Annotated in this window: 26 protein-coding genes; 10 read left to right on the top strand and 16 right to left on the bottom strand. The window is 65.6% G+C overall.

The genetic code is table 11. The annotated features are described in order from the left end of the window. Positions 1 to 7: 7 nt before the first annotated feature. Both KEG38_RS15280 and KEG38_RS15275 read right to left on the bottom strand, forming a co-directional pair. A complete protein-coding gene (locus tag KEG38_RS15280; RefSeq protein ID WP_272420184.1) occupies positions 8 to 2284 on the bottom strand; it encodes a choice-of-anchor J domain-containing protein in 2277 nt (758 codons plus the stop codon). Positions 2285 to 2689: 405 nt separating this feature from the next. Beyond that, positions 2690 to 2869, bottom strand: a complete 180-nt coding sequence (locus tag KEG38_RS15275) for a hypothetical protein (RefSeq protein WP_272420183.1) — start codon at positions 2867 to 2869, stop codon at positions 2690 to 2692. Between the two features lie 46 nt (positions 2870 to 2915). Between KEG38_RS15275 and KEG38_RS15270 the strand changes: the two genes are divergently transcribed. Then, the gene (locus KEG38_RS15270) at positions 2916 to 3854 is read left to right on the top strand and encodes an STAS domain-containing protein (RefSeq protein WP_272420182.1); all 939 of its coding nucleotides are present in this window, start codon (positions 2916 to 2918) and stop codon (positions 3852 to 3854) included. Between the two features lie 139 nt (positions 3855 to 3993). Further along, entirely contained in the window at positions 3994 to 4467 is a 474-nt protein-coding gene (locus KEG38_RS15265; RefSeq protein ID WP_272420181.1) for a hypothetical protein, read from the top strand. Positions 4468 to 4503: 36 nt separating this feature from the next. Here the strand turns inward: KEG38_RS15265 and KEG38_RS15260 are convergent, their stop codons facing one another. Both KEG38_RS15260 and KEG38_RS15255 read right to left on the bottom strand, forming a co-directional pair. Continuing rightward, positions 4504 to 5226, bottom strand: a complete 723-nt coding sequence (locus tag KEG38_RS15260) for a hypothetical protein (RefSeq protein WP_272420180.1) — start codon at positions 5224 to 5226, stop codon at positions 4504 to 4506. Positions 5227 to 5490: 264 nt separating this feature from the next. Then, the gene (locus KEG38_RS15255; RefSeq protein WP_272420179.1) at positions 5491 to 5916 is read right to left on the bottom strand and encodes a MarR family winged helix-turn-helix transcriptional regulator; all 426 of its coding nucleotides are present in this window, start codon (positions 5914 to 5916) and stop codon (positions 5491 to 5493) included. 111 nt (positions 5917 to 6027) lie between these two features. Between KEG38_RS15255 and KEG38_RS15250 the strand changes: the two genes are divergently transcribed. From KEG38_RS15250 to KEG38_RS15235, 4 genes are all read left to right on the top strand, one after another. Further along, a complete protein-coding gene (locus KEG38_RS15250) occupies positions 6028 to 7107 on the top strand; it encodes an aldo/keto reductase (protein ID WP_272420178.1) in 1080 nt (359 codons plus the stop codon). Positions 7108 to 7283: 176 nt separating this feature from the next. After that, complete coding sequence (locus KEG38_RS15245) at positions 7284 to 8000, top strand: hypothetical protein (protein ID WP_272420177.1); 717 nt, start codon at positions 7284 to 7286, stop codon at positions 7998 to 8000. A gap of 7 nt (positions 8001 to 8007) precedes the next feature. Continuing rightward, entirely contained in the window at positions 8008 to 8760 is a 753-nt protein-coding gene (locus tag KEG38_RS15240; protein ID WP_272420176.1) for a ferritin-like domain-containing protein, read from the top strand. Between the two features lie 14 nt (positions 8761 to 8774). Further along, entirely contained in the window at positions 8775 to 9626 is an 852-nt protein-coding gene (locus KEG38_RS15235) for a hypothetical protein (protein WP_272420175.1), read from the top strand. Between the two features lie 33 nt (positions 9627 to 9659). On the opposite strand, the gene KEG38_RS15230 is transcribed toward KEG38_RS15235, so the two are convergent. The 8 genes from KEG38_RS15230 to KEG38_RS15195 form a co-directional block, all read right to left on the bottom strand. Further along, on the bottom strand, positions 9660 to 10664 hold the full coding sequence (locus KEG38_RS15230) for an LLM class flavin-dependent oxidoreductase (RefSeq protein WP_272420174.1): 1005 nt from the start codon (positions 10662 to 10664) through the stop codon (positions 9660 to 9662). A gap of 43 nt (positions 10665 to 10707) precedes the next feature. Then, positions 10708 to 11703, bottom strand: a complete 996-nt coding sequence (locus tag KEG38_RS15225; protein WP_272420173.1) for a glycoside hydrolase family protein — start codon at positions 11701 to 11703, stop codon at positions 10708 to 10710. Positions 11704 to 11732: 29 nt separating this feature from the next. Further along, positions 11733 to 13016 carry a DUF2403 domain-containing lipoprotein gene (locus KEG38_RS15220; protein WP_272420172.1) on the bottom strand — a complete coding sequence of 428 codons (1284 nt, stop codon included), beginning with the start codon at positions 13014 to 13016 and terminating at the stop codon, positions 11733 to 11735. A 37-nt stretch (positions 13017 to 13053) separates the two neighbouring features. Then, a complete protein-coding gene (locus tag KEG38_RS15215) occupies positions 13054 to 14364 on the bottom strand; it encodes a hypothetical protein (RefSeq protein WP_272420171.1) in 1311 nt (436 codons plus the stop codon). Between the two features lie 161 nt (positions 14365 to 14525). Beyond that, a complete protein-coding gene (gene ybiA, locus KEG38_RS15210) occupies positions 14526 to 14978 on the bottom strand; it encodes a riboflavin biosynthesis intermediates N-glycosidase (RefSeq protein ID WP_272420170.1) in 453 nt (150 codons plus the stop codon). Positions 14979 to 15074: 96 nt separating this feature from the next. Then, the gene (locus KEG38_RS15205; protein ID WP_272420169.1) at positions 15075 to 15779 is read right to left on the bottom strand and encodes a hypothetical protein; all 705 of its coding nucleotides are present in this window, start codon (positions 15777 to 15779) and stop codon (positions 15075 to 15077) included. Between the two features lie 115 nt (positions 15780 to 15894). After that, entirely contained in the window at positions 15895 to 16029 is a 135-nt protein-coding gene (locus KEG38_RS15200; protein ID WP_272420168.1) for a hypothetical protein, read from the bottom strand. 367 nt (positions 16030 to 16396) lie between these two features. Beyond that, on the bottom strand, positions 16397 to 17041 hold the full coding sequence (locus KEG38_RS15195) for a hypothetical protein (RefSeq protein ID WP_272420167.1): 645 nt from the start codon (positions 17039 to 17041) through the stop codon (positions 16397 to 16399). A gap of 192 nt (positions 17042 to 17233) precedes the next feature. Between KEG38_RS15195 and KEG38_RS56000 the strand changes: the two genes are divergently transcribed. After that, positions 17234 to 17488, top strand: a complete 255-nt coding sequence (locus KEG38_RS56000) for a CPCC family cysteine-rich protein (protein ID WP_372518172.1) — start codon at positions 17234 to 17236, stop codon at positions 17486 to 17488. 108 nt (positions 17489 to 17596) lie between these two features. Here the strand turns inward: KEG38_RS56000 and traA are convergent, their stop codons facing one another. Further along, positions 17597 to 18820 carry an outer membrane exchange protein TraA family protein gene (gene traA / locus KEG38_RS15190; protein WP_272420166.1) on the bottom strand — a complete coding sequence of 408 codons (1224 nt, stop codon included), beginning with the start codon at positions 18818 to 18820 and terminating at the stop codon, positions 17597 to 17599. A gap of 251 nt (positions 18821 to 19071) precedes the next feature. Further along, positions 19072 to 19992, bottom strand: coding sequence for a LysR family transcriptional regulator (locus tag KEG38_RS15185; protein WP_272420165.1), 921 nt, complete (start codon positions 19990 to 19992; stop codon positions 19072 to 19074). Between the two features lie 95 nt (positions 19993 to 20087). On the opposite strand from KEG38_RS15185, the gene KEG38_RS15180 reads away from it, so the two are divergent. Then, positions 20088 to 21308 carry an MFS transporter gene (locus tag KEG38_RS15180; protein WP_272420164.1) on the top strand — a complete coding sequence of 407 codons (1221 nt, stop codon included), beginning with the start codon at positions 20088 to 20090 and terminating at the stop codon, positions 21306 to 21308. A gap of 46 nt (positions 21309 to 21354) precedes the next feature. Here KEG38_RS15180 and KEG38_RS15175 read toward each other — a convergent pair whose 3' ends face one another. Next, complete coding sequence (locus KEG38_RS15175) at positions 21355 to 21729, bottom strand: hypothetical protein (protein ID WP_272420163.1); 375 nt, start codon at positions 21727 to 21729, stop codon at positions 21355 to 21357. Between the two features lie 192 nt (positions 21730 to 21921). On the opposite strand from KEG38_RS15175, the gene KEG38_RS15170 reads away from it, so the two are divergent. After that, positions 21922 to 22896 (top strand): DUF5050 domain-containing protein, encoded by a 975-nt coding sequence (locus KEG38_RS15170; RefSeq protein WP_272420162.1) that lies wholly within the window; start codon positions 21922 to 21924, stop codon positions 22894 to 22896. 80 nt (positions 22897 to 22976) lie between these two features. After that, the gene (locus KEG38_RS15165; RefSeq protein WP_272420161.1) at positions 22977 to 24107 is read left to right on the top strand and encodes an ATP-grasp domain-containing protein; all 1131 of its coding nucleotides are present in this window, start codon (positions 22977 to 22979) and stop codon (positions 24105 to 24107) included. Positions 24108 to 24110: 3 nt separating this feature from the next. On the opposite strand, the gene KEG38_RS15160 is transcribed toward KEG38_RS15165, so the two are convergent. Continuing rightward, on the bottom strand, positions 24111 to 25091 hold the full coding sequence (locus tag KEG38_RS15160) for a hypothetical protein (RefSeq protein WP_272420160.1): 981 nt from the start codon (positions 25089 to 25091) through the stop codon (positions 24111 to 24113). Positions 25092 to 25128 lie beyond the last annotated feature (37 nt).

Here is a 25128-nt window from a genome sequence, read left to right as displayed (position 1 = left end):
CTGCTCCTCACTCGATGAAGATATCGTCGATGTAAGCGCCGGGGTAATTCCCGGAAGAATCACTCTGGAAACCGAATTGCAAGCGTACGATCTGACCTGCGTAGGCCGAGAGATCGGCTTGCACGAGCTGCCAGCCGAGGCCGGCATGGTGACCACCCCACGCGGGCTGGCCGGCGATGGTCAGCGGGTATGCCGGCAAGACGCTGTTGACGACGGAGTAGCTCATCCCGCCGTCGGTGCTGATCTTCAGGTTGACGCCATCATACTGCGAACCCTCGGTATCGATCCACATGCGGAACGTGAGCTTCGGGCTCGCCACGCCGGTGAGGTCGATGTCGGGGGAGGTGGCGGTCGTCCCCGCCCACGTCTGGGAGGAGCTGTAAGGACCGGCGATTTGCGTGGCGATGCACTGCGTCCCGTCGTAAGCGGCCTCGGGGCCCACGTTCGTGGGGACACCGCACTGCCAATCGCCGGTCAGCGTCCAGCCGTCGGGGCACGTGCCCTCGAAGCTCGTGTAGTACGCGTTTGGCTTGACGGTGAAGATGAACGTCTTTTCCGCGTAATTCGAGGGCAACGATGGCTCCTCGACGTGCACGGTGACTGTCACCGGCCCTGCCTCCGCCGCCGAAGGCGTGCCATAGAGCACGCCCGTCGTCGGATCGATCGTCAGCCAGTCCGCATTCTGACCGCTTCCCTTGAGGGTCCACACCGAGCCGCTCGTGCCGCCGATTTTGGTGATCTGCGTCGAGTAGGACATCCCCGCGTACACGTCCGTGAGCGGGGAGGTCGTGGTGATGTAAAGCGGAATCTGCAGCGGCTCGGCGACGACGACTTCGTCGATGTATACACCCGGGAAAACCGTGGCGGCGTCGCTGCGGAAGGCGAAGCGCAGGATGACCGACTGGCCGGCGTAAGCGGTCAGATCCGCGGAGTAGTTCTGCCAGCCTTTCGCCGAGTGATTCCCGCCCCATGCGGGTTGGCCGACGAGGCTCAGGTTGTAGGCCGGGGTGACCGTCGTGACCTGCGTGAAGCTCTGCCCGCCGTTGGTGCTGATTTTCAGATTCCAACCGTCGAAGGTGCCGCCTTCGGTGTGGTCCCACGCCCAGAAGGACAGCATCGGGGTGGTGGCCCCGGCCAGGTTGATCGGCGGCGAGTCCGCGACCGCGCTGCTGAAGAGCTGGTTCACGTGGTACAGGTCATCGATCTGCGTGCCGATGCAGCTCGTGCCGATGTAGGCCGCAGGCGGACCCACGTTCTCGGGCGTGCCGCATTCCCAATCACCGCCGAAGGTCCAGCCGCTCTGGCAGGATTCGAAGCCGTCGTGGAGGTACGTCGAGCAGCTCGTGACCGGATCGCCGGCCTCGCAACTGCCAGCCATGCATTTGTCCGCGGCGGTGCAGGCGTTGTAGTCGTTGCAGTCGCTGCCATCGGCCGCGAGCGAGGGGAGGCACTCGCCTTTCACGTCGCACGTGCCGACCTGGCACTCGACGATGCCCTCCGTGCAGGCCGTGCCGACCGGCGCGGGCCTCGGGTTGCAGAGGCCGTTCGCGGGGTTGCACTCGCCGCGCTGGCACCCGACGTCGAGCGCGGAGCAATCCATGGGCGCGCCGCCCACGCATTGCCCGGCCGAGCATCGCCTGTTGACGTTGCAAAGGTCGCCCGTGAGCACGCACGGGGTGTTGTCCTTGGCGGAGTCGGGTTTTCCGACGCACTCGCCCGTGGCCGGATCACACGCAACCGTGTTGCACTCGCTCTCCGGGGAGAACGAGCAGTCCCTGGGCTCGCCGATGCACTCCCCGATCTTGCATACGCCTTTCTTTTGGCAGAGGTCCGTCGGTGTGCACGCGGTGCCGTCGTTCACCGGCGTGACATCGCAGGACTTCGCGTCCTCGTAGCAAATGACCGACGAACAGGGAGAAGGCACGATCCCGCAGTGGTTCGTGCTTCCGCCGACGCAGGTGCCCGCGTCGCAGGTGTCGTTCGTGGTGCAGAACTTCCCGTCATCGCAGGCGGTTCCCTTTGGCGCGGGGATCACGATGCAGGTGTTCAGCGGGCCGATCACCTGTCCGGTGTTGCACACCGCGATCGCGCACTGGGGAGTCTCGATCTGCGAGCAGTCGATCCCGCAGGGCCCAGGGTCACTCCCGCCGGTGCCGCTGCTGCTGCTGCTGGTGCCGGCGTCTTCCCCGACGGGGAACTCACCTCCCACTTCGCAGCCCGCTGCGAGCCCCACCACCGAGAGCGAGAGCAAAATCCGAAGTAAGTTACTGATGCGACCGTGCATAACTCGTCATCCATGTACCACACCTTGAAGCCGCGCGGGTACATGGAGCAGCGCCGATTTTTGCTGCGCCCTTGATTTTTTTTGCTCACCTGTGCTGACTCGAGAGTTGCTCCCCGGTACGTCAGGCGCGGCATGGTGTGGGGGAGCCCGCGTTCGCGCGCGTAGCGATCTCCCTCGCGCTCCAGCTCGTCCAGGCCCTGCAAACGCCCTGTTCTGCCCGTGCGCGTGCAGTCCGTGGTGCGCGTTTGTGATGTGCGTCATCGCACATTGGTGGTTCCTCGGGGCAAGGCGCCGCGCCCCCGAGCGGTCCGTTTTTCCGAGGTCAGCGAGGGGGATTTCGAGGGCTCCCGAAATTGGAGCCTCCATTCAGGCTTTCGAGAAAGCAGCAGGTTTGCACCCTGTATTCTACACTTTCACATAACCGAGTATCTTCTCGCACATGAGCTCGGCCAACGCGCCATTTAATGCAGTGGGAATTTTTTCCTGGCGAGCGTCTCCCGTGCGGATCGCCATAAACCTGGCGCAGTTCAGGACGAAATAGGTAGTATGCCGCACGGCCCCGTCGGTCGCGAGCGTTTCAGTCACGACGATGAGGTTGCGCTTGGACGGAATCGTCAGTACTTTTGGGCGTATGTCCTCCCTTGATGGCGCCTCCGACGGATCCCACGCGTCCGGCGGTGACCCGTCGCGACAGCGCATTGCGGAGCTGGAGCGGCAGGTCGCCGAGCAGCAACGGACGATCGACGCATTACGAAAGGCGTGCGTGTGGAATATCGATAGCAGGGACGTGCGGGAATCGCTGTTCCAGCTCATCGACAGCAGCTCCGATTTCATCGGAATCGCCGACATGGAGGGCCATGCCTACTACGTCAACGAGGCCGGCCGGAACATGGTCGGGCTCGGGAGCATCGAAGAGGCGCAGCGCACGCTGGTCTCGAATTATTTCGATCCCGCGGATCTCCCCTACGTCTACGAGACGATCCTGCCCGAAGTGATGCGCAGCGGCCGATGGGAAGGGGAGTTCAGCTTTCGCCACATGATGACGGGCGCGAAGATCCCCGTTCACTATTCGCTCTTTCTCGCCAAGAACGCGAAAGACGAGGCGATCGGGCTGGCCACGATCACGCGTGATCTCCGGTCCATGAAGCGCGTGGAGGAGGAGCGGCAGCGGCTGCAGGAGGAGATCATCCGCATGCAGGCGCTCGCGCTCGCCGAGATGTCGACGCCGCTCATTCCCATCAGCGATCGCGCGGTGGTGATGCCGCTCATCGGCACGGTGGACGAGGCGAGGGCGAAGCAGGTGCTGGAGACGCTGCTGAAAGGCGTCACCGAGCGGAGCGCCGCCATCGCCATTCTCGACGTGACCGGGGTCTCGGTGGCCGATCGTGCGGTGGCCAATGCGCTCGTCGAGGCCGCGCGGGCGGTCAGGCTCCTCGGCGCGCAGGTGGTGCTCACGGGCATCCGGCCGCAGGTGGCGCGGGCTCTCGTCGACCTGGGACTGGGGCTCGAAGGGCTCGTGGTGCGCGGCACACTGCAGAGCGGCATCGCGTTCGCGATGGGGCGCGGCTGACAGGGCACGGGTAGAGCGCAATTATTTCAAGCACTTGGAGAGCCGCAGAAAAAAAGTCGGCCGCCGTGTCGATCTCGCGACCCCTCGTTCGTCGTGAAGGCAGGGTCAGGGCTCCACGCCCGATCGAGGGAGAAGAGACATGAACATGAAGCGCATCTCGATGGCCGTGTGTCTGTTCGTCGCCGCGTGCGGTGGTGAGGACGGAGACTCCGCCGCGCCGCCGATCGCATACGAGGACATGAGCTTCGAGCAGCGCGTGGTCTTCATGAACGACGTCGTCATGCCCGAGATGAAGAAGGTCTTCGTCGCGTTCGACCCCAAGTTCGAGACCATGGACTGCACGACCTGCCACGGCAATGGCGCAATCGATGGCACCTACACGATGCCGAGCCCGCAAATCGAAGCATTGCCCGCCACCGAGGAGGCGTTTCTCGAATACGTCAAGGATCCGGAGAAAGCGCGGTGGAGCCAGTTCATGTTCGACGAGGTCATGACGCGGATGGCCGACCTGCTCGAGGTCGCCAAATTCGACCACGAGACCGCCCCGAACGGGTTCTCGTGCAGCAATTGCCACACGCATACGGTGGAGGAGGGCCCGAGCGAAGCCCCTTGAGGAGACCCCTCCGACCATGGCGCCGGTTCTGGACGCCTACTCTGCGATTTTGACGTACGTGATGCGCGTTCCCTCCACGCTCCAGAGCCCCCGCGTCGTTTTGACGAGGAGGGGCAATCGGTAGAGCAGGCTCACGAAAACATGTGCCTCCGTGGGGGCGGGTGTGGCGAGGTGATTGACGACGATGCCCGCCAAGCGTTTGTCGCCCCCGCCCTCCACCCGCGCGGTCATGCACTCCTGGGAGAGCGCGAAGCTTTCGCGTACCTGGGTTCCATCCTCCGAGACGAGCACGCGATGATGGCCACCAATCACCCGCTCCGCGGGGTCCATCGTCGCGGCCAGGAGGTAGACGAGCCAGCCGGTTTTTCCAAGGAGCTCGCCCGGCAGCACCACCGTATTGTACCGCTTCGAGCATGCACGAAAGGTCGAGCGCGCCGCGGTCCGGCGGGCCTGGAACATGGCCAGGCTCGTCGCATCGGGCGGACGCGGAGGTTCCAGGGACTCGAATCGCGGCTGCTTTCTCACGTCCTTGCCGAGGTTCACCACGTGGAGAACCCGGAGCCCTTCGGGGAGCTCGCCGAGGAATTCTACCCGGAACCCGTCGCCCTCCTGCCGGGTGACCCAACCGCGCACGCGCTCGTCTTTGGGAAGGACGCCCGCCTCGAGGAGCACGTCGGTGCCCACCGCCGAGGCATCGTCCACGGCATGGAGGATTTCACCGAGCTTCTCCGCCTGCTCGACTTCGGCCGCGAACTCCACGGGCTCCTGAGGCGCTGGAGGGGGAGGGGGCGGGGGATGCGCACACCCGAGGACAAACAGGCATGACGCGAGGAAAGACTTGAGGAAACGGGATGACGCGTGCATTGGGGGGCTCGTGCTCGAAGGGGGGGCTGCGCGACGAGGGTGATTAGACACCACTCCTGCGCACATGCAAACTTCGGAAGGGCCTTCTGCGGTCACCGTGAGGCGCTCGTTTTTGGGGCCGCGCGCGTGATGCTGAGATGGCGGTTGTAGGAGCGGTTGTTAGCCCGGTACCCGGGAATCAGAAAGCAGCACGAGGATCCGCGCGAGCTCGGCCCGTTCGTTCGTCGAGAGCCGCGCGAGCCTTCGCCCGAAGGCTTCGTCGAGGATCGTGCGGGCCGCTTCCATCGCCTTGCGCCCCGAGGGGGTGAGCGTCAAGCGAAACCGCCGCAGGTCGCCCGCCTCCGTCTGGCGCTTGACGAAGCCGACCGCCTCCAGCCGCTTCACCATGAAGGTGATCGTCGGCTTGGGCATCATCAGCGCGCGCGCGAGGTCGGCCGGGTAAGGGTGGTCGTCGAGCTTCCCAAGCAGGAAGAGCTCCTTCATCTCGAGCCCTTGCTCGCGCACCTCGGGCTCCACCTCGGCCATGATCCCTATGCTCAGCTCGAAGTTGAGCGTCCAGAGCTCCCAGGGTGAAGGTTTTCCCATGTTCTTCCTGCTTGCGCTTGACAACGGGGCGGGCGGCGTTAGGGTAGTTCAATCTTGAACTGTTCGGAAGTGGAACTGTTCAGACACGGAACTAGTCCGGGAGGAGATGCGATGCCGCTCGATCATTATGTCACGCTGGGTCGCTCCGGTCTGCGGGTGAGCCCTTTTTGCCTCGGCGCCATGACGTTCGGAGAAGACCTCGGCTGGGGGAGCAGTGTCAAGGACTCCGAAGCCATCCTCGACCGCTACATCGAGCTCGGGGGAAACTTCATCGACACGGCGAACCTTTACACGAAGGGGCATTCGGAGAAGATCATCGGTGATCACCTCGGCCACGATCCGCAGAAGCGGGACCGACTGGTGATCGCCACCAAGTTCAGCGGGAATCTGTACGTCGGGGATCCCAACGGCGGCGGATCGAACCGGAAGTCGATCCTCGCCGCCTGCGAGCAGTCGCTCCGCCGGCTGCGCACCGACTACATCGATCTTTATTGGCTGCACAACTGGGACAAGTTCACGCCGATCGAGGAGACCATGGCGGCGCTCCACGATCTCGTCCGGGCGGGGAAGGTCCGCTACATCGGCGTGTCCGACACGCCCGCGTGGAAGGTGGCCCAGGCGCAGCTCATCGCCCATTTCCGCGGATGGGCGCCGTTCATCGGGCTGCAGATCGAATACTCGCTCGTCGAGCGGACGGTCGAAGGGGAGCTCATGCCCATGGCCGAGGAGCTTGGATTGGGGGTGACGCCGTGGTCGCCGTTGAGGAGCGGGGTCCTGAGCGGCAAGTACACGCGGAAAAACGGCCTCAAGCCGGAGGTGCGGCCCTGGGCCGCGAACTACCTGGACGAGCAGAGCTATGTGGTGATCGACGAGCTCGAACGAATCGCCAAGGAGCTCGACACCACCGTCGCGCGCGTCGCCCTCGCCTGGGTGCAGGCGCGCCCGGGGGTGTCGTCCACGATCATCGGGGCGCGCACGCTTTCGCAACTCGACGACAACCTGAAGGCGCTCGACGTGAAGCTCACGCCGGAGCAAACGGCGGCGCTCGATGCGCTCACCAAGCCTAAGCTGAACTTCCCGGCCGATTTCCTCGAGCTGGCGCGGATGATCCAGGCCGGGGGGACGACGATCAATGGTCAACCCTCGCAGCTCATCCCCTTCGGCGTCACGAAGAAGGGCGATCATTACTGACGGAGAAGGTTTCTCGACCCGCTCGCGGGTGACGTCTTCTCGGAGGATCAGGGTTCGTATACGGTGGCGTGATCCCTGGGTGCACGGTTGTTGCATGGCTCGTGCCTTCGAGCCCGCTCGCCGTGCACCATCGCGCCCCGTTGCGCCGTTCTGAGCCATCACCGGAGACGACCACCATGCCTCTTCCCCGAAAGCAGAAGCCTCGACGAAAGCCCTTCGTCGTCACCTTTGCCCAGGCGGCGACCGTCGCGCTCCTGCCTGGGTGTTTCAGCACCGTCACGTCGAACCCGCCCGCCACCGAGGAGCCTTCATGTCCTCCCGAAAAGCCGAACCAGGGAGAGGCTTGCAGTGGTGACCTCACGTGCAACTACGAGTTCGATGTCGGCTGCGGTCCTCAACCCCTAACGGCCACGTGCAAGGATGACGCCTGGGTCGTCGATGCGGGGATTTCATGCAATCCTCCGGTCCCGCAACCGTGCCCTGCTGAAATGCCGACGCAGGGAGAGCCTTGCAGCGACCAGATCACGTGCAACTACGAGTTCGACATCGGCTGCGGTCCTCAACCCGCATTGGCCACGTGTAAGGATGCGGCCTGGGTCATCGATGCGGGGATTTCATGCAATCCCCCGGTCCCGCCCGACAATCCCTCGGACACTTGCCAGGCCCTCGCGACCGAGGCGGAGTGCGACGCGGCAGAGAACTGCCGCTGGCTCGTTCCGGGCTGCGGGATGCCTGCCCTCCCGCAGGCAGGCTGCTTTGCCGAGCTGGACTGCGTCGGCTTCACTTGTGCCGATGGCGGAACTTGCCAGGAGGCAATCATCAATCCCTGCCACAACCAACCTTGCGACGCTTGCGGCATGACCGTCAAGGTATGCCTGCCCGAGGGCCCCTGAACCCGCCATGCCCTCGCCCTCTCCGAAACGCGCTCCTCGCGCCGCCGCGAGCGAAGCGGTCCGCGCCGAATGGCTCCGCCGCGTGCACGCCGAATACCGCTCCGCCGCGATCACCCAGCACCTGACGCTCTGGCTCATCCAGCTCGGCGTCTCGCCCGACCTCATTCACGACGGTCTGCGTATCGTCAAGGACGAGCTGGCCCACGCCCGCATGAGCCACGCGACATACCGAGCGGCCGGCGGAAAGGAGATGCCCATCCTCGCCCAGGAGACGCTCGGGCTGCGTCGCAATCCATCGGAGCCCCTTCACCTGGCCGCGGCGCGCGCGGGGGTCGAGGTGTTTTGCCTGGGCGAAACGGTGGCAGTGCCGCTGTTCAAAGTGCTGCGCGAAGGGTGTACCGTCCCGCAAGCGCGACGCACGCTCGACCGCGTGTTACGTGACGAGGTTCGGCACCGGGATTTCGGCTGGAGCCTGCTCGACCACTTCCTCGAATTGCCGTTTGCCGACGATGTGCGGCGCCTCGTGGATGCCGAGCTCCCGGCGATGTTCGGGCGCCTGAAGCGGAGCTACGCGCCGCCCAGCGCAAGCGGAAGGGATGCGATCGCCGCGGAGGATCGCGCCTGGGGGCTCATGCCGCCGGCTCGGTACGGCCAGATCGTGAAGCGAGCGCTGGAGCGCGATTACGCGCCTCGTTTCGCCGCGCGCGGGTTCGACGCCGTACGTGCTTTCACGAGCGAAGCGCCGGGCGTCATGGCATAGTGGGGCCCGCATCGATGCCCATCCACGTCGTCATCCTCGGAAAACAGATCGGGCCGCAGGAGGTCGAGCTCCTCGGTGCCGGCGTGCCAAGCTACATCGTGCCCGCGACGCGCATCACGGCGGGCGTACGGCGGCTCATCAACGAAGGGCACGGAGGCAAGGTGCTCGCGGACGTGCAGCCCGGCGAGCGAGGCGGCGTTGCCTGCAAGGTGGCCACGCTCGTCCGGGAGATCGAGCCCACGCCGGAGGATGTCGAGCGAGTTCGCGCGGTGCTCGCGAGGTTCCGGCGCGCAGGGGTCGAAGGTTTGCCCGCGGATCCGGAAGCTCACGTGCGCGAGGTGCTCGCGTCCCTCGTCGCCGAGGGCGCGCCGTTCTGGGATCCGCACGAGCACCTCGTCGAGCGATTCTTGCGTGAGCAGGTTTGCTTCCCGGAGATGTGGTGGGACGACGACCCGAAGGTCGGCGTGGACGAGATGGTCGGGCTGCTCGAGGGCGTTGTTCACGTCCGCGGGAAGATCCCGAAGCGGAAGATTGTCGCTGCTGCGAGAAAAGATCTCGACCGCCCCGAGACCGATGAGGCCGAGGCACGCGATCGGCTGTGCGAGATGCTATGCGCAGCGGCCAATGCGCTCCTCGAAAAAGAAGGCCAAGGAGAGCGTTTCTGCGGGCCGTTTCACAGCGGGTGCAATGGCGGCGAGCCGAACTGGATGTTCTGCCGGCCCGAGCGCTTCGAGGCGCTGCTGCGAGAAGGCATCCTGTCACCGTGGACCGGAGAGCGGACGAAGGAGTCGCACGTGTACAAGCGCCCTCCGGATCGAGGAGAGATCGATTTCGATAACTTTCCCTCGGGGGATGATCCCTTCTGAGCGTTCGCCGCGCGCGTTTCGGCGCCGCTCGATTCATACGTTCGCGCGGGCGAGCTCATCCCGCGCGTTTGCCGCAATCTCGAACGAACGCAGCCGCGCCGCGTGATCGTACACGTGCGACGTCACCATGAGCTCGTCCGCCCCGGTCCGGTCCACGAATGCGCGCAGCCCCTCACGAACCGTTTCCGGCGAACCCACCACCGAGCACGACAAGGCCTGATCGAGCATCATTCGCTCCGCAGGGGACAACCGACGCTCGAAATGTTCGATCGGCGGCGGCAGCGGGCCCGGGTTGCCGGTTCGCAACTGGAGGAACGATTGCTGGAGCGAGGTCATCAAGAAGCGCGCCTCCTCGTCGGTGGGGGCCGCGAAGACGTTCAGGCCCAGCATGACGTAAGGCCGGTCGAGCTGCGCCGAGGGCTTGAATCGGCTGCGATACACCTGGATGGCCTGCGTCATGGCGGCCGGCGCGAAATGGGAGGCGAACGCATAGGGCAGGCCGAGCGCGGCCGCGAGCTGCGCGCCGAAGAGGCTCGAACCGAGGATCCAGATCGGCACGTGGAGCCCCATTCCCGGGATGGCTCGCACCCTTTGCCCCGGCTCGGGCTCTCGAAAATAGGCCATCAGCTCCACGACGTCCTGCGGGAAGGCATCGGCGTCGCTTTCGAGGCTGCGCCGGAGCGCGTGCGCGGTAACCTGGTCCGTGCCCGGCGCCCGGCCGAGGCCGAGCTCGATGCGGCCGGGGTAAAGCGCTTCGAGCGTGCCGAACTGCTCGGCGATCACCAGCGGCGCGTGGTTCGGCAGCATGATGCCGCCCGCGCCAACCCGGATGGTCGAGGTGCCCGAGGCCACGTGGCCCATCACGACCGCGGTCGCCGCGCTGGCGATGCCCGGCATGTTGTGGTGCTCGGCCAGCCAGAAGCGTCGATACCCCCAGCGCTCCACGTGCCGAGCGAGGTCCAGCGTGTTGTGGAGGGCCTGGGACGCGCTGCCGCCCTGCACGATGGGCGAGAGGTCGAGAACGGAAAGAGGAACCATGCGCGAAGGATAGGAGCCCGATGGCGAAACGCCAGCGGGCCCATCACTCGCAGGGTTTTTGTGGTGCCTCGACGTACGCTTGGCCGAGCTCGGTCAGCACGCCGTCTTCTCCGAGCAGGTTCGCGTTCGCCACGTTGTTTGCGCGACCCGAGAACCACGCGTACCGCGCAATGCGCGGCTCGTTCTCCAGATACTCGAGCGCGTCGATCATGAAGTCTTTTTGCTCGGCGAGCGAGCCTGCGTTGTCGCAGGCGAACTCGGTCAGCCAGATCGGCTTGTCGAACCGCGTTTTGTAGGTCTCGATGTGGTTGATGAGCCACCGGGCCTTGTTGGTCCCGTCGCCCTGGCAGGCCGTGTAGATGTGGATGCCGATGTAATCGACGCGGCACCCCTCGCAGGCGGCGAAGAATTCGTCGAGGTACTTGAAGGGATCCGTCTCCTGGCACGCTCCGCCGCAGAAGTTCACGGCGGGCGATACCAGCGCGAGGCCGCGCGCGTCGGCGACCGCCTCCACGTGGGGCCAGAGCGCCGCGGCTTCGGTCGCCGACAGATTGGCCTGCTCGCCGAAATTCGGCTCGTTGAAGCCGAGCAAAAAGCTCGTCTCGTCGGGGATCTCGCTGGCGATCTGCGCGGCGCGCATGCTGTCGAGGCCGCCGCCGCCCCATACCATCGGCACGTACTCGACGCCGAGCGTCTTGTATGCGTCCGGCTTCACGCCCTCGTCCGGCACGTGCGTCCAGTTGTACCACCACGATACCCCCGGCGAGAGCGCCTGCATGTCCGCCTTCGAATGGTAACCATAGGCGACGCCGCGCTTGCAGCCGGTGGAAGGGTTGATCGGCGGCCCGCCGCCGGTCGAGCTGGAGCTCGAGCTTTCGGCCATCGACCCGCCGGCACCGCCGCTGCCCGAGCCCGAGCCCGCGCCCGAGCCCGAGCCCGAGCCCGGGGACGGCTCGCTCGAGCCGCACGAGGCCGCAAAAACGAGCGCCGCCATCGCTGCCGCGCCCGAAAGCCATCGAGTTCTTGCGTCATGAATCATGGACAGGGTCGCCTCCGCGTGGGGTTCGATCACTCGGGCAAACGCATCGAGAGAAGCGCATCGATCGTGTCACGGGACAGGGCGCCGGGAAGCAAGGGGAGCATCCCGGCGGCTTCCGCGGGAATCTTTTCGGGGTGGATGACGGCGACCTGAATCTCCCGCTGCTTTTCGTCGAGCAGGATCATGAAATACCGATCGCCGATGGGACGGCGCCACACGGGGCAGCCGTCCGCGCCGCCGCCGACTTCGATCTCGGGGCCGCTCGTGTAGGCCTTCTTCGCGCAGGCGTCGACGACCTCGACATCGTCGGCGAAGGCGTCGCGGTCGCAGCCCTCCCCGCAGACGTTGCCGCCGACATGACCCGCCTGGTACGAGCGGACGCCGGTGCTCATGAATTCTCGGTTGCTGTATTGATTGTTGTCGAGCACGACTTCGAAGACGTTGATCTCACCGCAGCCGTCGCCGACCGTGCCCGTTTTCGAGTAGCAATTGCAGAGCCCGTTCCACTTGCGGCCGCCGTCGCGAATCAGCTCGGACGCGACGAACGCGACCCACGGGCCCGCGTGGCCTTGCCCGTCGCCGTCGCACTTCGTCACGCCCGCGTCGTCGAACGTCATCGACCCGAGGAAGACGATGAGCTTCGAGCCCGACCAGCCGAGGTGGTTGATGCCCGGGTCGTTCGGGCAGTAATAGTCCTTCCCGTCGCCACACGGGAATTGCGCTTCCTGCATGAAGTAGTTGACGCAATCCTTTTTCGTGAGGTCGCCCGTGAAGTCGGCGGACGTCATCTGCCCTTCGGTGACGACGAGATTCGATCCCTGGCCGCTCTGCGCGTCCCAGGACGAGATCATCGACCAGGAAGACGCGCTTTCGGAAGGCTGGTAGACGGCGAGCTGCTTCAGGCGGATGGCCTTCATGATGAGGGTCATCTCCTCGTCGAAAGGCGCGAGCGTGGTGCTCGTCGTGTGCTGCTCCTTCATGCAGCAATGCCCGCCCCAGGTATCCGTCCCGTCCTTGTAGGTACAGGCCGGATCGCCCGCGTCGCGATCGATGCGGCGCGGCCACCAACCGGGCGCGCCGACATTTTTGAAGGTCATGGTCCCGCCCCGCGTGGGCGTGCTCGGCTCCGTGGGGTGCGTGCCCAGGCCTCCGCCGCCGCCGCCGGGGCCCGCGCTCGTCGTCGACGTCCCGCCGCTCCCGCCGTTCCCGCCGGTGCCCCCTTGGCCACCACCGTCGTCGTCGCGCGCGCTTCCGCAGGCGCAGGCGAGGATCCCGAAAGCAGCGTGCACGAACAGCCGAGAGAGCTTCATCATAGTCGCGTTTCCTTTGGGAGGCGGTCCTCTCCTCGTTTCAGAGATCCTCGATCACGATGAATGCGCGCTGGCCGTCGCCGAGGTGCCCGCTGATCCGGTACGTCGACCGGGCCTCGTCGATCGTGATGAGCTTTTCGCCCGTGGCGCGAGGGAGCCACTCGTCGCCGTCCCATTCGTAGAAGAGCTCGCCCTGGAGCTCGACGGCGCCGTTCGGTTCGTCCTTCCGGTAGACCTTGATGCGATAGAGGTTTTCCTTGGGGATCGCGTCAATGTTGCCGGCCAGGTATTCGTCGCGCATCTTCTCGCGGAGCTCCGGCCAGGTGAAGCCCTCGGCATGGCCGGCGTTGTAGCCGTCGGGGCTGCAGCCCGCGGTGAAGGGTTTGTCGAAGTTGCCGGGCAAGGTGCCATCCCACTTGGCGACATCGATCATGGGTTTGCCCTTGTGGCCCCAGTAGAGGTGGCCGGGCGAGCTGATGCTCGCGTATCCCGGCATGAAGGTCTCGGCCATGTAATAGGACTCGTCGCCGGGGAACTGGGTGCGCGTCACCGGCACCGGCTGCTTCGCCTTGTTGATGACGACGCAGCGCAGCTCGTCGTTCCATTCCTGTCGTCCGAGCGGTACGCCCTTCGGGATGTAGACCTTGCCGTCGGTGTCGACGAGAAAACCGAAGCCGATCTCCTGGTTGATCTCCCTCGGATTCCATCCGCCGCGGTGACGCGGCCACTCGGTGTCGGGGGGCGCGAAGAAAAGCAGATTCACGTCGCCGCCGTTCTTGATGAACCGCCAGGTGGGCCGGAAAGCGCCGAAGATGTCGCCGAGGCCGTCGTCGTACCTGGTGAAGTAGCCGTATTCGTACCCAGGAATGACGTGATAAAGGACGGGAAGCGCGCCGAGCTTCTGCACCTCGGCCTCGACATCCATGCCGTTCGCCCATCCCTTGTTCTTTTCGCCGGGCGTATAGGCGACGTTGTCCATGACGCCAGGGATGTACGGGAGCTCGAAATGGCTGTCGGCCACGTAGTACGTCTCGCGCTCCTCGACGGGAAAGTTCTTCTTTCCCTGGACGTGGGAGAGGACGTATTCACACGGCGTGGCGAGGATGACCTTGTACGTCTCGCCTTCGAGCTCGGTCGTCCCGATGGAGCGGACCTCGAACGCGCCGTTATCGCAATTGGCACCCTCGACGACGGGCGGCGGCGGGTCGTTGCCGCCGTTCGACGGAGGCGGGGTCGTCGATCCCGAGGAGGTGCCCGTGTTCTCGCGGCTGGAGCAGCCGGTGAGCACGACGAGGAGCGCGAGCGCTGCGGCACGAGCAGGAGCGAATGGATGGGTCGGTGGTCGCTTCATCCTGTGTTCCTTCTGTGAGGGGTCTTTCCGGACGAGCGTCGCCAAGCGGGCAGGCGTACACGGCTAGTGGGCCCAAACAGAATCGCGAAGTCAAGGGCGATGTCGATCAAAAACCGGAATTTACCACCACAACAAATAACAAAAGTTTTCGGAGCGGCGGCTTACTTCCGCCGTTCCGTCTGCAAAATCGTACGAATGTCCATGAGGATACGCCCAAGCATGTTCCTCCCCGAGCCATCGCCTCCATCTCCCCAGAATGCGTCGGCGTCGGTGTGTTCGACGATGCGAGCGTCGGCGGTGGAGAGGAGAAGCACGGTCAAGTCGTCATGTTGTCGAAACTTCGCTTCCACGGCGCGGCGCATCACGGAAACCTTCACCGATTCCCAATCGGCGCGAAGGCGTTGTTTTCGGTCACGCCCAAGGCGCGCGGCCAGCAGCGGCGTGGATGCGCTGCGAATGCGTTCCTGCACGTTGGCGTCGAGAAACTTCTGGGCCTGAAAATAGTGCTCCGACGTCGGCCAGCGTTTCTTGTCCAGGAGGATGGGGTATGGCGCGAAGTTTGAAAACTCGCCGTAGGCGTCTTGGATGCTGTAAAAACGGATGACGGGCGTCATGCGCTCAGGATCTCGATGAGAGGTTCGAACGGGCCTCTGCCGCGAGCGCGCAGCGCCGGCCAATGGGACCGGCAGGTTAGCAGATCGGCGGAGCAGTCAAAAGCGTTTGCGGAAGCCCAGCTCGAAGGGGATGTAGGCGCGGATGAGGTAGGGTTCGTCCGGAGGCCAGTACCCTTCCGGGACCTCAGGCGCGTTGCCGGTGAAATAGGCCATGCTCAAGCCGCCGCGCAGGAAGAAGTCGGAAGCCGTGCCGGCCGGAATGGCGACCGAGAGGAGCAGCTCGCCGGTCCCACCCCAGCCCGGGGAATTGTAGTGCCGTACCCAGGTGTGACCGATTCCGAAGCCGAGCGTCGCGGCGAAGTCCACGCCGCTCTTGGTCGTGCCGCCGAGCGAAAAGAGCCCGTTGATCCCGAGCTCGTTTGCGAAGGTCCGCCCGTTGTCCTGGGTGTACGTGTAGCGCAGTCCGGCGCCCACGCGGACGGGGCCGAAGCTGCGCATGTAATCGACCGAGAGCCCGGCGAGCAGCGGTTTGTAGGCGTAGACCTCGTTCTCGTACTCGGCCCCTCGATCGTCATAACTTATGCCACTACCGAAATAAAGGGGCGTCAGGCCGGCGGTCACCGACAAGGAGTGCTTGCGCGGCTCCGCGTCGCTGGCGGGCGCGGGCGGGTCCGTGGCAGACGCATGGAGAGCCATCGAAGTCACGAGGAGCGCAGAAGCGAGGGACGTCGAGAAGCGAAGCATGATCGTCATGCGGACGGGGAAAGCAATGTCGATGCCACGAGGTTTTTCGCGGCTCACGAGGAAGGCGCGTGGTTTCGGCGCGAGCGCGCCTTTCGGCCGCGCAGGACACGCGGATCAGGGATGTTGCCGGCCCGCTACATGTTGCCCGCCGCCACACGGTCGACGCGCGCGATCAGGGCTCGCCGGTCGCGATGAGCTTGATCGACCAGAGGAAGACGCCGATGATCGGAAGGACCACGCAACCGACGAACAGCCCCCATTTGACCCCGCGACGGGTCTCGGGGGCGGTGTCCGTCCCGAAAAGCAAGTAAAGAACGGCCGCGATGTTGCAGAACCCGGCGAAGAGAAACCCGAGCCAGAAGCTCCCCGGGCGCCACGCCCGGAAAAACTTCCCAGGCGGGACGGGCGAGGGCTTCCTGCTCGGCGCGGGTCGGCGCGGTCCTCGGCATGGTGCCTGCGGCGAGCCAGGCGCGCACCTCGTTTTCCTCGTACGGCCCCTTCTCTTCCCCGCTCTGGATGGTCACGTAATAGCGCATCGTGTCGTCGCGTCGAGCGCAATCGCAAGAAGCTTGCCAGGAAATTCGGCGGGAAAAGCCGCGAAAAGAGCCGCAAGCGTGTTACGAGGCCGCGACAGTGTCACGCGGGCATGACAGCGCGCCGTGACTGCGGAGCGGTCAAAAGCGTCTGCGGAAGCCCAGCTCGAAGGGGAAGTAGGCGCGGCGGAGAACGGCGTCGGGACGAGGATACTCCCCCTCCTGGGTCATGTTGCCGATGTAAAAGGCCACGCTCATGCCGCTGCGCAGGAAGAAGTCGGAGGCCTGGGTGACCGGAATGGCGACCGAGACGAGCAGCTCGCCGGTTCCGCCCCAGCTCGGGGGGTACAAATCGAAGTTTGGTATCCAGGAGTGGCCGATCCCGAGGCCGAGCGTCGCGGCGATGTCCACGCCACTGCGGGTCGTGCCGCCGAGCGAAAGGAGCCCGGAGATTCCGAGCTCGTGTGAGAATGTCTGCCAGCCCCTGGGCCAGTGGGAGTCCATGTCCTGGACGGTTTCGTATCGCAGTCCGACGCCCACGCGAACGAGGCCGTAGCTGCGCATGTAATCGGCCGAGAGCCCGAAGAGCAGAGGTTCGTTGGCGGAGGCGAAGTAATCGCCCCCTCCGTCCGTAAAACCCACCGCCTCGCCGAAGTAAAGGGGCGTGAGGCCGATGGTCGCCGACAAGGCGTGCTCGCGCGGCTCCGCGGCGGACGTATGGAGAGCCATCGAAGTCACGAGGAGCGCCGAAGCGAGGGACGTCGAGAGGCGAAGCGTGGTCGTCATGCGGACGGGAAAAGCAATGTCGATGCCACGAGGTTTTTTCGCGGCTTGGCGAGGAGGGCGCGAGCCTTCGGCGCGGCGCGCCTTCCGGCGGCAGAGGACACGTGGATCAGGGATGTTGCCGGCCCGCTACATGTTGCCCGCCGCCACACGGTCGGCGCGGCATGAGCATCTCTTGCCGGTCACGCCGCAGCGATGATACCCTCGGCAAACAATGCCATGAGCGACTCTTGCCTATATGCATGCCCCTGCTGTGGCAAATTCACACTCCCGGAATTGGGGCACTACGAGATTTGCGAGGAGTGCGAATGGGAGGACGATCCAATCCAGGCTGACAAGCCGGATTACGAGGGCGGTGCCAATGGGGTGAGCTTGAATCAAGCGAAGAGGAATTATGCCGCGCTGGGAACGAGTGATCCGCCCAGCCGGCCGCGCTCGAACGCGGGATAACGTGCGCCAGGGCGATCTCGGGACAGCGCGGGGCTACGCCGGGGGGAGGGGGCGCCGAGGTCCTGGGAGGTGGCTCGGCGCTACGTGCCTATGGTGGGACCGTGAACGTCAACGGCGCGAGGAGCTGGACGCGCGCCGTCGCGACCGGGCATAAGCCATCGCCGCGCTCGCGAGACCCAGAATGCCCGCGGCTCCGGGGTTCGATGAGCTCGATTCGGCCCGACAAGCACAACCGCCTTCGAGGCCGTCGGTGCCGCCGCCGCCGATACCGCCGCTGCCGGTGCCACCGCCGCCGATGCCACCGCCGCCGCCACCGCCGCCGCTTCCGCCGGCTCCACCCGAGCCCGCGGGCGAAGACGATTCCTCGCAGGTCTTCGTGCTCGGATCGCAGGTGTCGCCACTCTGGCAATCAGCGTCCGTGCGGCAACCGCCGCACTGGACGGCGCCGTTCAGGTCCACGCAGAACGGGGTTTCGCCGCCGCAAGGCGAGCAGCTCGACCCGCAGGCTTTGTCCGTGTCGCAAGGCGCGCAGAGCGCCGCGTCATTGCAGTACTGCCCGGCGTCGCAGCCGTTGTTGCCGGCCTGGTTGATGAACTGCCGCTCGCATTGCTTGCAGGCGCCGAGATCCGGGTTCGAGGGGTTGCCCTTCAGCGTCTGGAAAAACGAGGTCGCCGGGAAAAGCGTGAATCCCTCGTCGTTGAGCTTGACGACGGGCGGCGCGTTGGCCGCTCGCTCGAAATCCTCGAAGTCCCCTACGAAATACGAGATCTCGAGCGCGGCGTGCTCCTTGAGCTGGGTGTAGAGAATCTCGATCGGGTAGAGCCCCGGGGTCGAGAAGTTGACCTCGTTCGTCACGCGCCACGTCGCCGCGCCGAACTCGGGGGGGCGGACGACGACGGGATACGCATTGAGTGCCTTGTCGTACACCGTGAGACTGACGGCGTCGTCCGTGTACACCCCGAAGTGGATGGGCTTGTTCACGAGGTCGGCTGTGACGTTGAAGTAGCCGCGCATGCGCGAGGCGAAGGACGTCGTCGCGTCGTTGACGAAGAAATCGCACCCACCTGTCTTGCAATCCGGCAGCGCGGCGTCGATGAAATCGCCGTAGCTCACCTGGAGCCCGGACGCGTTGTTGTTGGACAGATCGAGGAGCGATCGGAGCACGTACTCGACGCGATCGGCCGCGTGCGCGTCGATGAACGTGTCGACCGCCCCCGTGAAGTTCTCGGGGCTCAGGAGGCCGAAGTCCGCTGTGGGGTTCGTCGCTATCGCCGACGCGGCGCACAGGCCCGTACCTTCGCCGGCGATGGCGTCCGCGACGCCCTCCGGCACGGTGACGGGCTCCGCGTGAGCCGCAGCCGGAGCGAGAGCGAGGCAGACCAAGGAACCCCCAAGTAACCGTTTTACCTGCATGATATCACCATTAAGGATGTGCCGCACTGTGCGTGCACAGTCGGGATCCTAACACAGGTGGAGCAAGCGGGACAAGAAGCGAATCGCCGGGGCGCGCGGCAGCACGATTCTCGCGCGCAGGGCAATGGGAGGAGCGGAGAGGCTGCGAGATTCGCTTCCCTGTTCTCGAGCTACCCGGCGATGGTCGGCACCGCTTCGCGCATGGCCTCCAGGAACACGCGCAGCCGGGCCGGGTAGAAGCGCGCATAGGGATAGACCAGGTGGACGGGCAGCCGCGGCGCTTCCCACGCGGGTGCCAGGTGCAAAAGTCGCCCCTGCTCCAGATCGTCGGTCACCATCCACGCAGAGACGATGCCTGCCCCGAGCCCCGAGAGCATCGCGTTGCGTAGCGCATACAGGCTATCGGTGCTCAGGCGGGGCCGGATCACAAAGCGGCGCGTGACGCCATCGGCCTTTCGCACCAGCGCCACTTCGTTGCGATAATAGGTCTGCAGCGCAAGCCATGGCAGCGCCGCGAGATCGTCCGGCTGCCGCGGAAGCGGCCGCTCGCGGAACAAGTCCGGGGCGGCCACGACGATGCGCGGCACCTCGGCCAAGCGAACGGCCACCACGGAAGGATCGTCCACCGCGCCGACCTGCACGGCGCAATCGATGCCCTCGGCAATGAAATCGGGACGCCGATCGTGGAGCAGCCATTCGACCGTGACAAGCGGATGACGCTTCAGGTACGCCGTCAACGGCGCGATGAGCTGCTGCTGCCCGAATGCGTGCGGAACCAGGACCCGTAAATGGCCTTCCGGCGCGTCCTTGGCCCCGCGCAGGTCGGCGGTCATCGCCTCCCAGCGATCCAGGAGCGTCTTGGCATGCGCGAAGCAGCGCGCGCCATCGTCGGTGAGTTTCATGACGTGGGTCGAGCGCTGCAGCAGCTTGAGGCCCAGGGAGCGCTCGAGCGCCTGCAGGCGCCGGCTCACGGTGGGCTGGCTGGTCCCCAGTTGCGCGGCCGCGGCCGAGAGGCTGCCGGCCTCGACGATGCGCACGAAGGTCTGCATCAGGCCGATCCGGTCCATGCCGGTCATGTCTGGGTTGGTCATACGCGCAGCGTATATCAAGTCTGCGCCCGAGGCAGCTACCACGTCTTCGGAGCGGCTTGTACGATGGCCTCAGGTCAACCGAAGAGGCGTCCACCATGGCATCCATTCAGGTCACGCATGTCACCGTCACCGCCCCTGCCCAGGGCGGGCTCTCCCGCTCGCTCGTGCTTCTGCTGGCCACCGGCGCCGGACTGAGCGTTGCGTCGCTCTATTACAGCCAGCCGATGCTGGGGGTGCTCGGCCCGGACCTCCAAGCTGGCGACTGGCTTCTGGGCCTGGTGCCCACGTCGACGCAACTGGGGTATGCCCTGGGGATTCTGCTGCTCGCCCCGCTCGGGGATAGATACGATCGGCGCAGCATCATTCTGGTCAAGGCAGCGCTGCTTTCGCTTTCACTGCTGCTCTGCGGCTTCGCCCCGGGGATTGGCTGGCTGCTCGGGGCCAGCTTGGCCGTCGGGCTGACGGCGACGCTGGCGCAGGACATCGTGCCGGCTGCCGCGACGCTGGCGCCGGAATCGCAGCGCGGCAAGGTGGTGGGTACGGTGATGACCGGCCTGCTTTTGGGCATCCTGCTGTCGCGCGTGGTCAGCGGCTTCGTGGCCGAGCATTTTGGCTGGCGCGCCGTGTATACGGCGGCCGCGGGCGCCATGGCGTTGATCGGCGTGGTCGCCTGGCAGGGATTGCCGCGCTTTGAGCCCACGACCCAGCTAGGCTACCGCGCCTTGATGGGTTCGCTGGTTGCGTTATGGCGCCGTTATCCGGCGTTGCGGCAGGCGACGCTCGCGCAAGGATTGCTGGCGCTCGGTTTTGGTGGCTTCTGGTCGACGCTGGCGGTCATGTTGCACGGCAGCTTCCACCTGGGCAGTGCCGCCGCCGGCGCTTTTGGGCTGGCCGGCGCGGCCGGCGCGCTGGCCGCACCGCTGGCCGGGCGTTTGGCCGACCGACGTGGACCGGAGCTCGTCACGCGTCTTGGCGCAGGGCTGACCGCGGTTTCGTTCGCGACCATGGCGCTTTCACCGCTGCTGCCGGCCTCGGCGCAACTGGGCCTGATCGTCGTCGCCGCGATTGGCTTCGATTTCGGTGTTCAGGCGACGCTGGTCGCGCACCAAACCCTGGTGTATGGCATCGAACCCGGCGCGCGCAGCCGTCTGAATGCGCTGCTGTTCACCGGTATGTTCATCGGAATGGCCGGGGGCGCCGCGCTCGCCAGCTTGGCACTGGCGCAATGGGGCTGGATGGGCGTCGTCGTGCTGGCGACGGCGACTTCGACCGCCGCGCTGGTCGTGCGGATGGTACGTCGAACGGCGACGGCGTGAACCGGCTCAATCGCTGTTGGGCCACGTTGCTCACGCGGCGATGGGCTCAAAGGTACGCGCTCGGAGAATCGAAATGCAACCCCGACATGAACGCGTCCACGAGCCCCCAGCCCTCGAGGTAGCCGTCGTACGCCTCCGTCTCGACCCACTGCCCCTCACGCCATTCGAACTTGGATTCCCAGTCGCGCCCGAGCCACCGGTATCCGATGTACAGCGCGCCGCGCTCCGCGAAGACGGTCGTGCCGCCGTCGCCGCCCATGATGCTGGTCACCCAGTCCCTTGACCATACACGCCACACGTCGTGCAGCGCGGCTTTCATGGCCTCGGCGTCGCCGGGGTGCTCCGCGCTGGTCTTGCGCACGGCCTCCTCGACGAGGCGCCTGGTTTCTTCTTCCGATATCAGGGGTCTCGTGCGGTTCATGTTGTCCCTCCCGACCACGGAAGTACATTTCTCATACACCATCCAGGTCTACAACACAAACCTGGAACGAGAATGACCCTTTCGCCCGGGTGGCTGTGAACCTCTATTCATAGTTGGAGAGCATTCTCCGCGGAATGGATTGCTGGCACGTTGTGTGCATGGCGCGGCCCGCTTCCTTCCAGGAGGATAAACGTGCGTGCAATTTCTTCGGTATTGGTGACCCTGCTCATCGCCGGGTGCAGCGATCAGGCAACGAACGATCAACCGAATACGAACTACGGCCCTGGCGGATGCCCGCTGGTCACGTTCGGCGAGGGCGTGGACGAGAGCGCGGTGAACGGTATCGTCGCGGATGCGAGCGGCGTCTACTGGACCCGCGATGACTCGGTATGGCGAGCGGATCCGGGCGGCACGTCGCCGAAGCGCCTCGCGCAGGGATTCAATCTGGCGTACACGCTGGCCATGGATGACGAGGCGCTGTACGTCGTGGATTACGCCGAGAAGCTCGTGCGGATGAACAAGGACGGCAGCGGGGCGGTGGTCCTCGCACAGGATTCGATCAGCGTGGTCGCGGTGGATGAGAGCAGCGTCTATTTCACGTCGACGGCAGGCCTCTTCCGGACGCCCAAGGACATGTCCAAGGTCGAATCCCTCGCGTCGATTTCGGGCGCGGGCTCCATCGCGGTCGACGACGCGTTCGTCTACGTGCGCACCATCGGCAACGCGGACGACCTCTCGGGCCGCACCGTGCGCGTGCCCAAGGCAGGCGGCGAGATCGAGGAGATCGCGCCTCCCACCACCGTCACATACCATATTTTTTTCCACGAGCTCGAGGTGGACGGGACGAACGTCTACTGGGTCGAGCCCTCGGCCGGCACGCTGATGAAGGCCCCCAAGGCCGGTGGCACGCCGGTCGTGCTGGCCAAGGACCTTGCCGATCCCGTGAGCCTCACGCTGGACGGCGATGACGTCTACGTCACGCTGCGCAGCAAGGATGGCGGCTCGCTCGACGAGCGCGGCGTCATTCGTGTACCCAAGGAGGGCGGCGACGTGGCCAATGTGGCGCGCGGCCCGCAGATAAGCGCGTTCGACGTGGCGGTCGATGCCACGCACGTGTATTGGACCGCCCGGGTGGCGGGCGCAGGCGTCACCATGAGCTGCAAATGATGCAAGACGAACGCTGAGGTGTACCACGTCTGGGCGATCCCGGAAGGGCCCGGCTACTCGAAATGTGCGAAGCTTGAGCCGTGCCCCGCATCGCGCTGATCTCCGACCTCGACCGCGCCTTCGATCCCCACGCCGACCCTCGGAACGTGGCCATGATCAAGCGCCGCCACGCCTTCTGGACCGAGCTCGCACGCCTGCAAGGCTGGGACATCGCCATCCGTCACGCGAACGCGCTGGACGCGGGCGACGTGCGCGGCAGCGTGTGCTGGATCGATCTGCCCATGCTGCCGCGAGAGAGGTATCGGACCGTCTTCGATCGCGCCTTCGCCCTTCTGCCCGCGTGTGTCCTCGACCCTCCCGACGACGTGGAGCGGGTCCTCGGGCTCGATCGTTCGTACCCGGTCCTCGTGCGCGCCGGCATTCCCACGCCGCGGACGGCCTTTTTGCCGGTGGACGACGCATGCGCCGCGGCCATCGATTCACCAGCGGCCGTGCGTAACCTGTTGACCGAGACGATCTACAATGCCCTCTTCGATGCGGAGATCGAGCCGCATGAAGGCATCTTCATTCGTGGCTTCTACACGTCGACCAAGTCGACCAACCCGGAGCATTACTTCGGCAGCAACCAGGCGGACATCGAGGCGACCGTCTTCGAAGTGATCCGCCGCCTGCGCGTATCTCTCGACGTCGGCGGCCTCGCATTGCGCGAGCATCTCGAGCTCGAGCGGATCGAGCTGCCGGCGCTCCCGGGCGCGCGTGATGCCGTTCGTGTACCCTTCGAGGTGCGGCTCACGGTGCTGTGCGGTCGCGTCCTGATGGCCAGTTATCATGGCCCGTTCGAGGTTCTCGCCGACGAACCGCGGCGCGCCCTCGAAAGCGCGCTTGCCGATCGCCGTGAAATCGTTGTCGACGCCGTGCGCTCGCTCGCGCCGGCCCTGCTCGGGGCGGATTTTCCGCCAAGTTACGTGGCGGATCTCGCCTTCGTTCGTGGTGGGGGGCCGGTGGTGCTCGAGCTCAACCCGCTTTATGCGGCGGGCTACAATGTGCCCGCCGCGCACGCTTTGATCGTCGCGGCGCGGGGCGCCGATCTGGCGCGTCGTGCTGGGTATGCCGCGTCGACGTGGCCCGAGATCCTCGATTCTGCAGCGGAGCTCGTCGGCGAGCCTGTCGAGCAGAGCTCGGCGGTTTGGCTACTCGATGATGACCCGTGAGAATCAGTCGAACCCGCCGAAATCCCCGCCGAAGTCGTCGCCCCCGAAGTCGCCGCCCCCGAAATCGTCGCCTCCGCCGTCCTCGTGGCCGACGTCCCCGCCGTCCCCCGTATCTGTGGAATCGGCCTCCGCGAGCCCAGGGTTTTGCGAGACGTCCGCGGCCGATCCGACATGCGCTCCGGACGGGTTCACCACGTGGATCATCGGTGCATGCATCATGTGCATGAACGACGAGATCAGCATGACGTCGAGCATCATCCCCATCGGGCTCGGGTAATACCGCGCGTAAGGGTCGTAGGCCGGGTTCGAAGGTTCGAGCCTCGTCTCCTGCTCCGGCTCGCGCGACGGCCGCACGACGAGCGCCTCGGCGCGCTTTTGCGAGATGATCGCCTCGGGCATCGTGGCCCGCAAGGCGTCCTCGAGGCGCGTGACGAACGATTCGAACTGCAGCCGCGCGCCCTCGAGGCGCGTCGTGTCCGTGACGAGCGGCGCGACACGATTTCGGTATTCCTCCGCGGACTCGCCGCGCCTGGGTTCGAGATCCTGGAGGCGGCCGCCGATCGAGACATACGCCGAGGGCTCTCCCGCGTGGTGCTCGGTGAACGCGCGCGTCTCGACGAGCAGGTGCAAGCCGGCCTCCTCATGCTCGAGCGCCAGCCTTAGCTCGCGGAATCCACTGCCGAAGAGCGATGTGTGGTCCGACATCGCGATCATGAGATCCGGCAGATCCCCCGCCTTGCCGTCCGTGTCCTGAAAAACGACGGTATCGTCGACCACGAGCGACACGGCGTTGTCGAACCCCAGGCTCACGAGCGCGCGCTTGATCGCGTCGACGAGCGAGCTCGCCTCGAACGCCACGCGCACGCGGTCCGTGGCGAGGCCCGGCGAGCCGCCGAGCCGTTGCTTGATTTTCTCCCAGACGCTCGGCTCCCGATGGATGACCTCGCCCCGGAGCGTCACGTGGATCTGTCCGACGAGCCTCATGAAGGGAAGTCTAGACACGAATCACGAGCCGTCACGC

It is taken from the genome of Polyangium jinanense (genome assembly GCF_028435265.1).
Lineage (GTDB): Bacteria > Myxococcota_A > Polyangia > Polyangiales > Polyangiaceae > Polyangium > Polyangium jinanense.
This window is presented reverse-complemented; position numbering and strand designations above follow the sequence as displayed.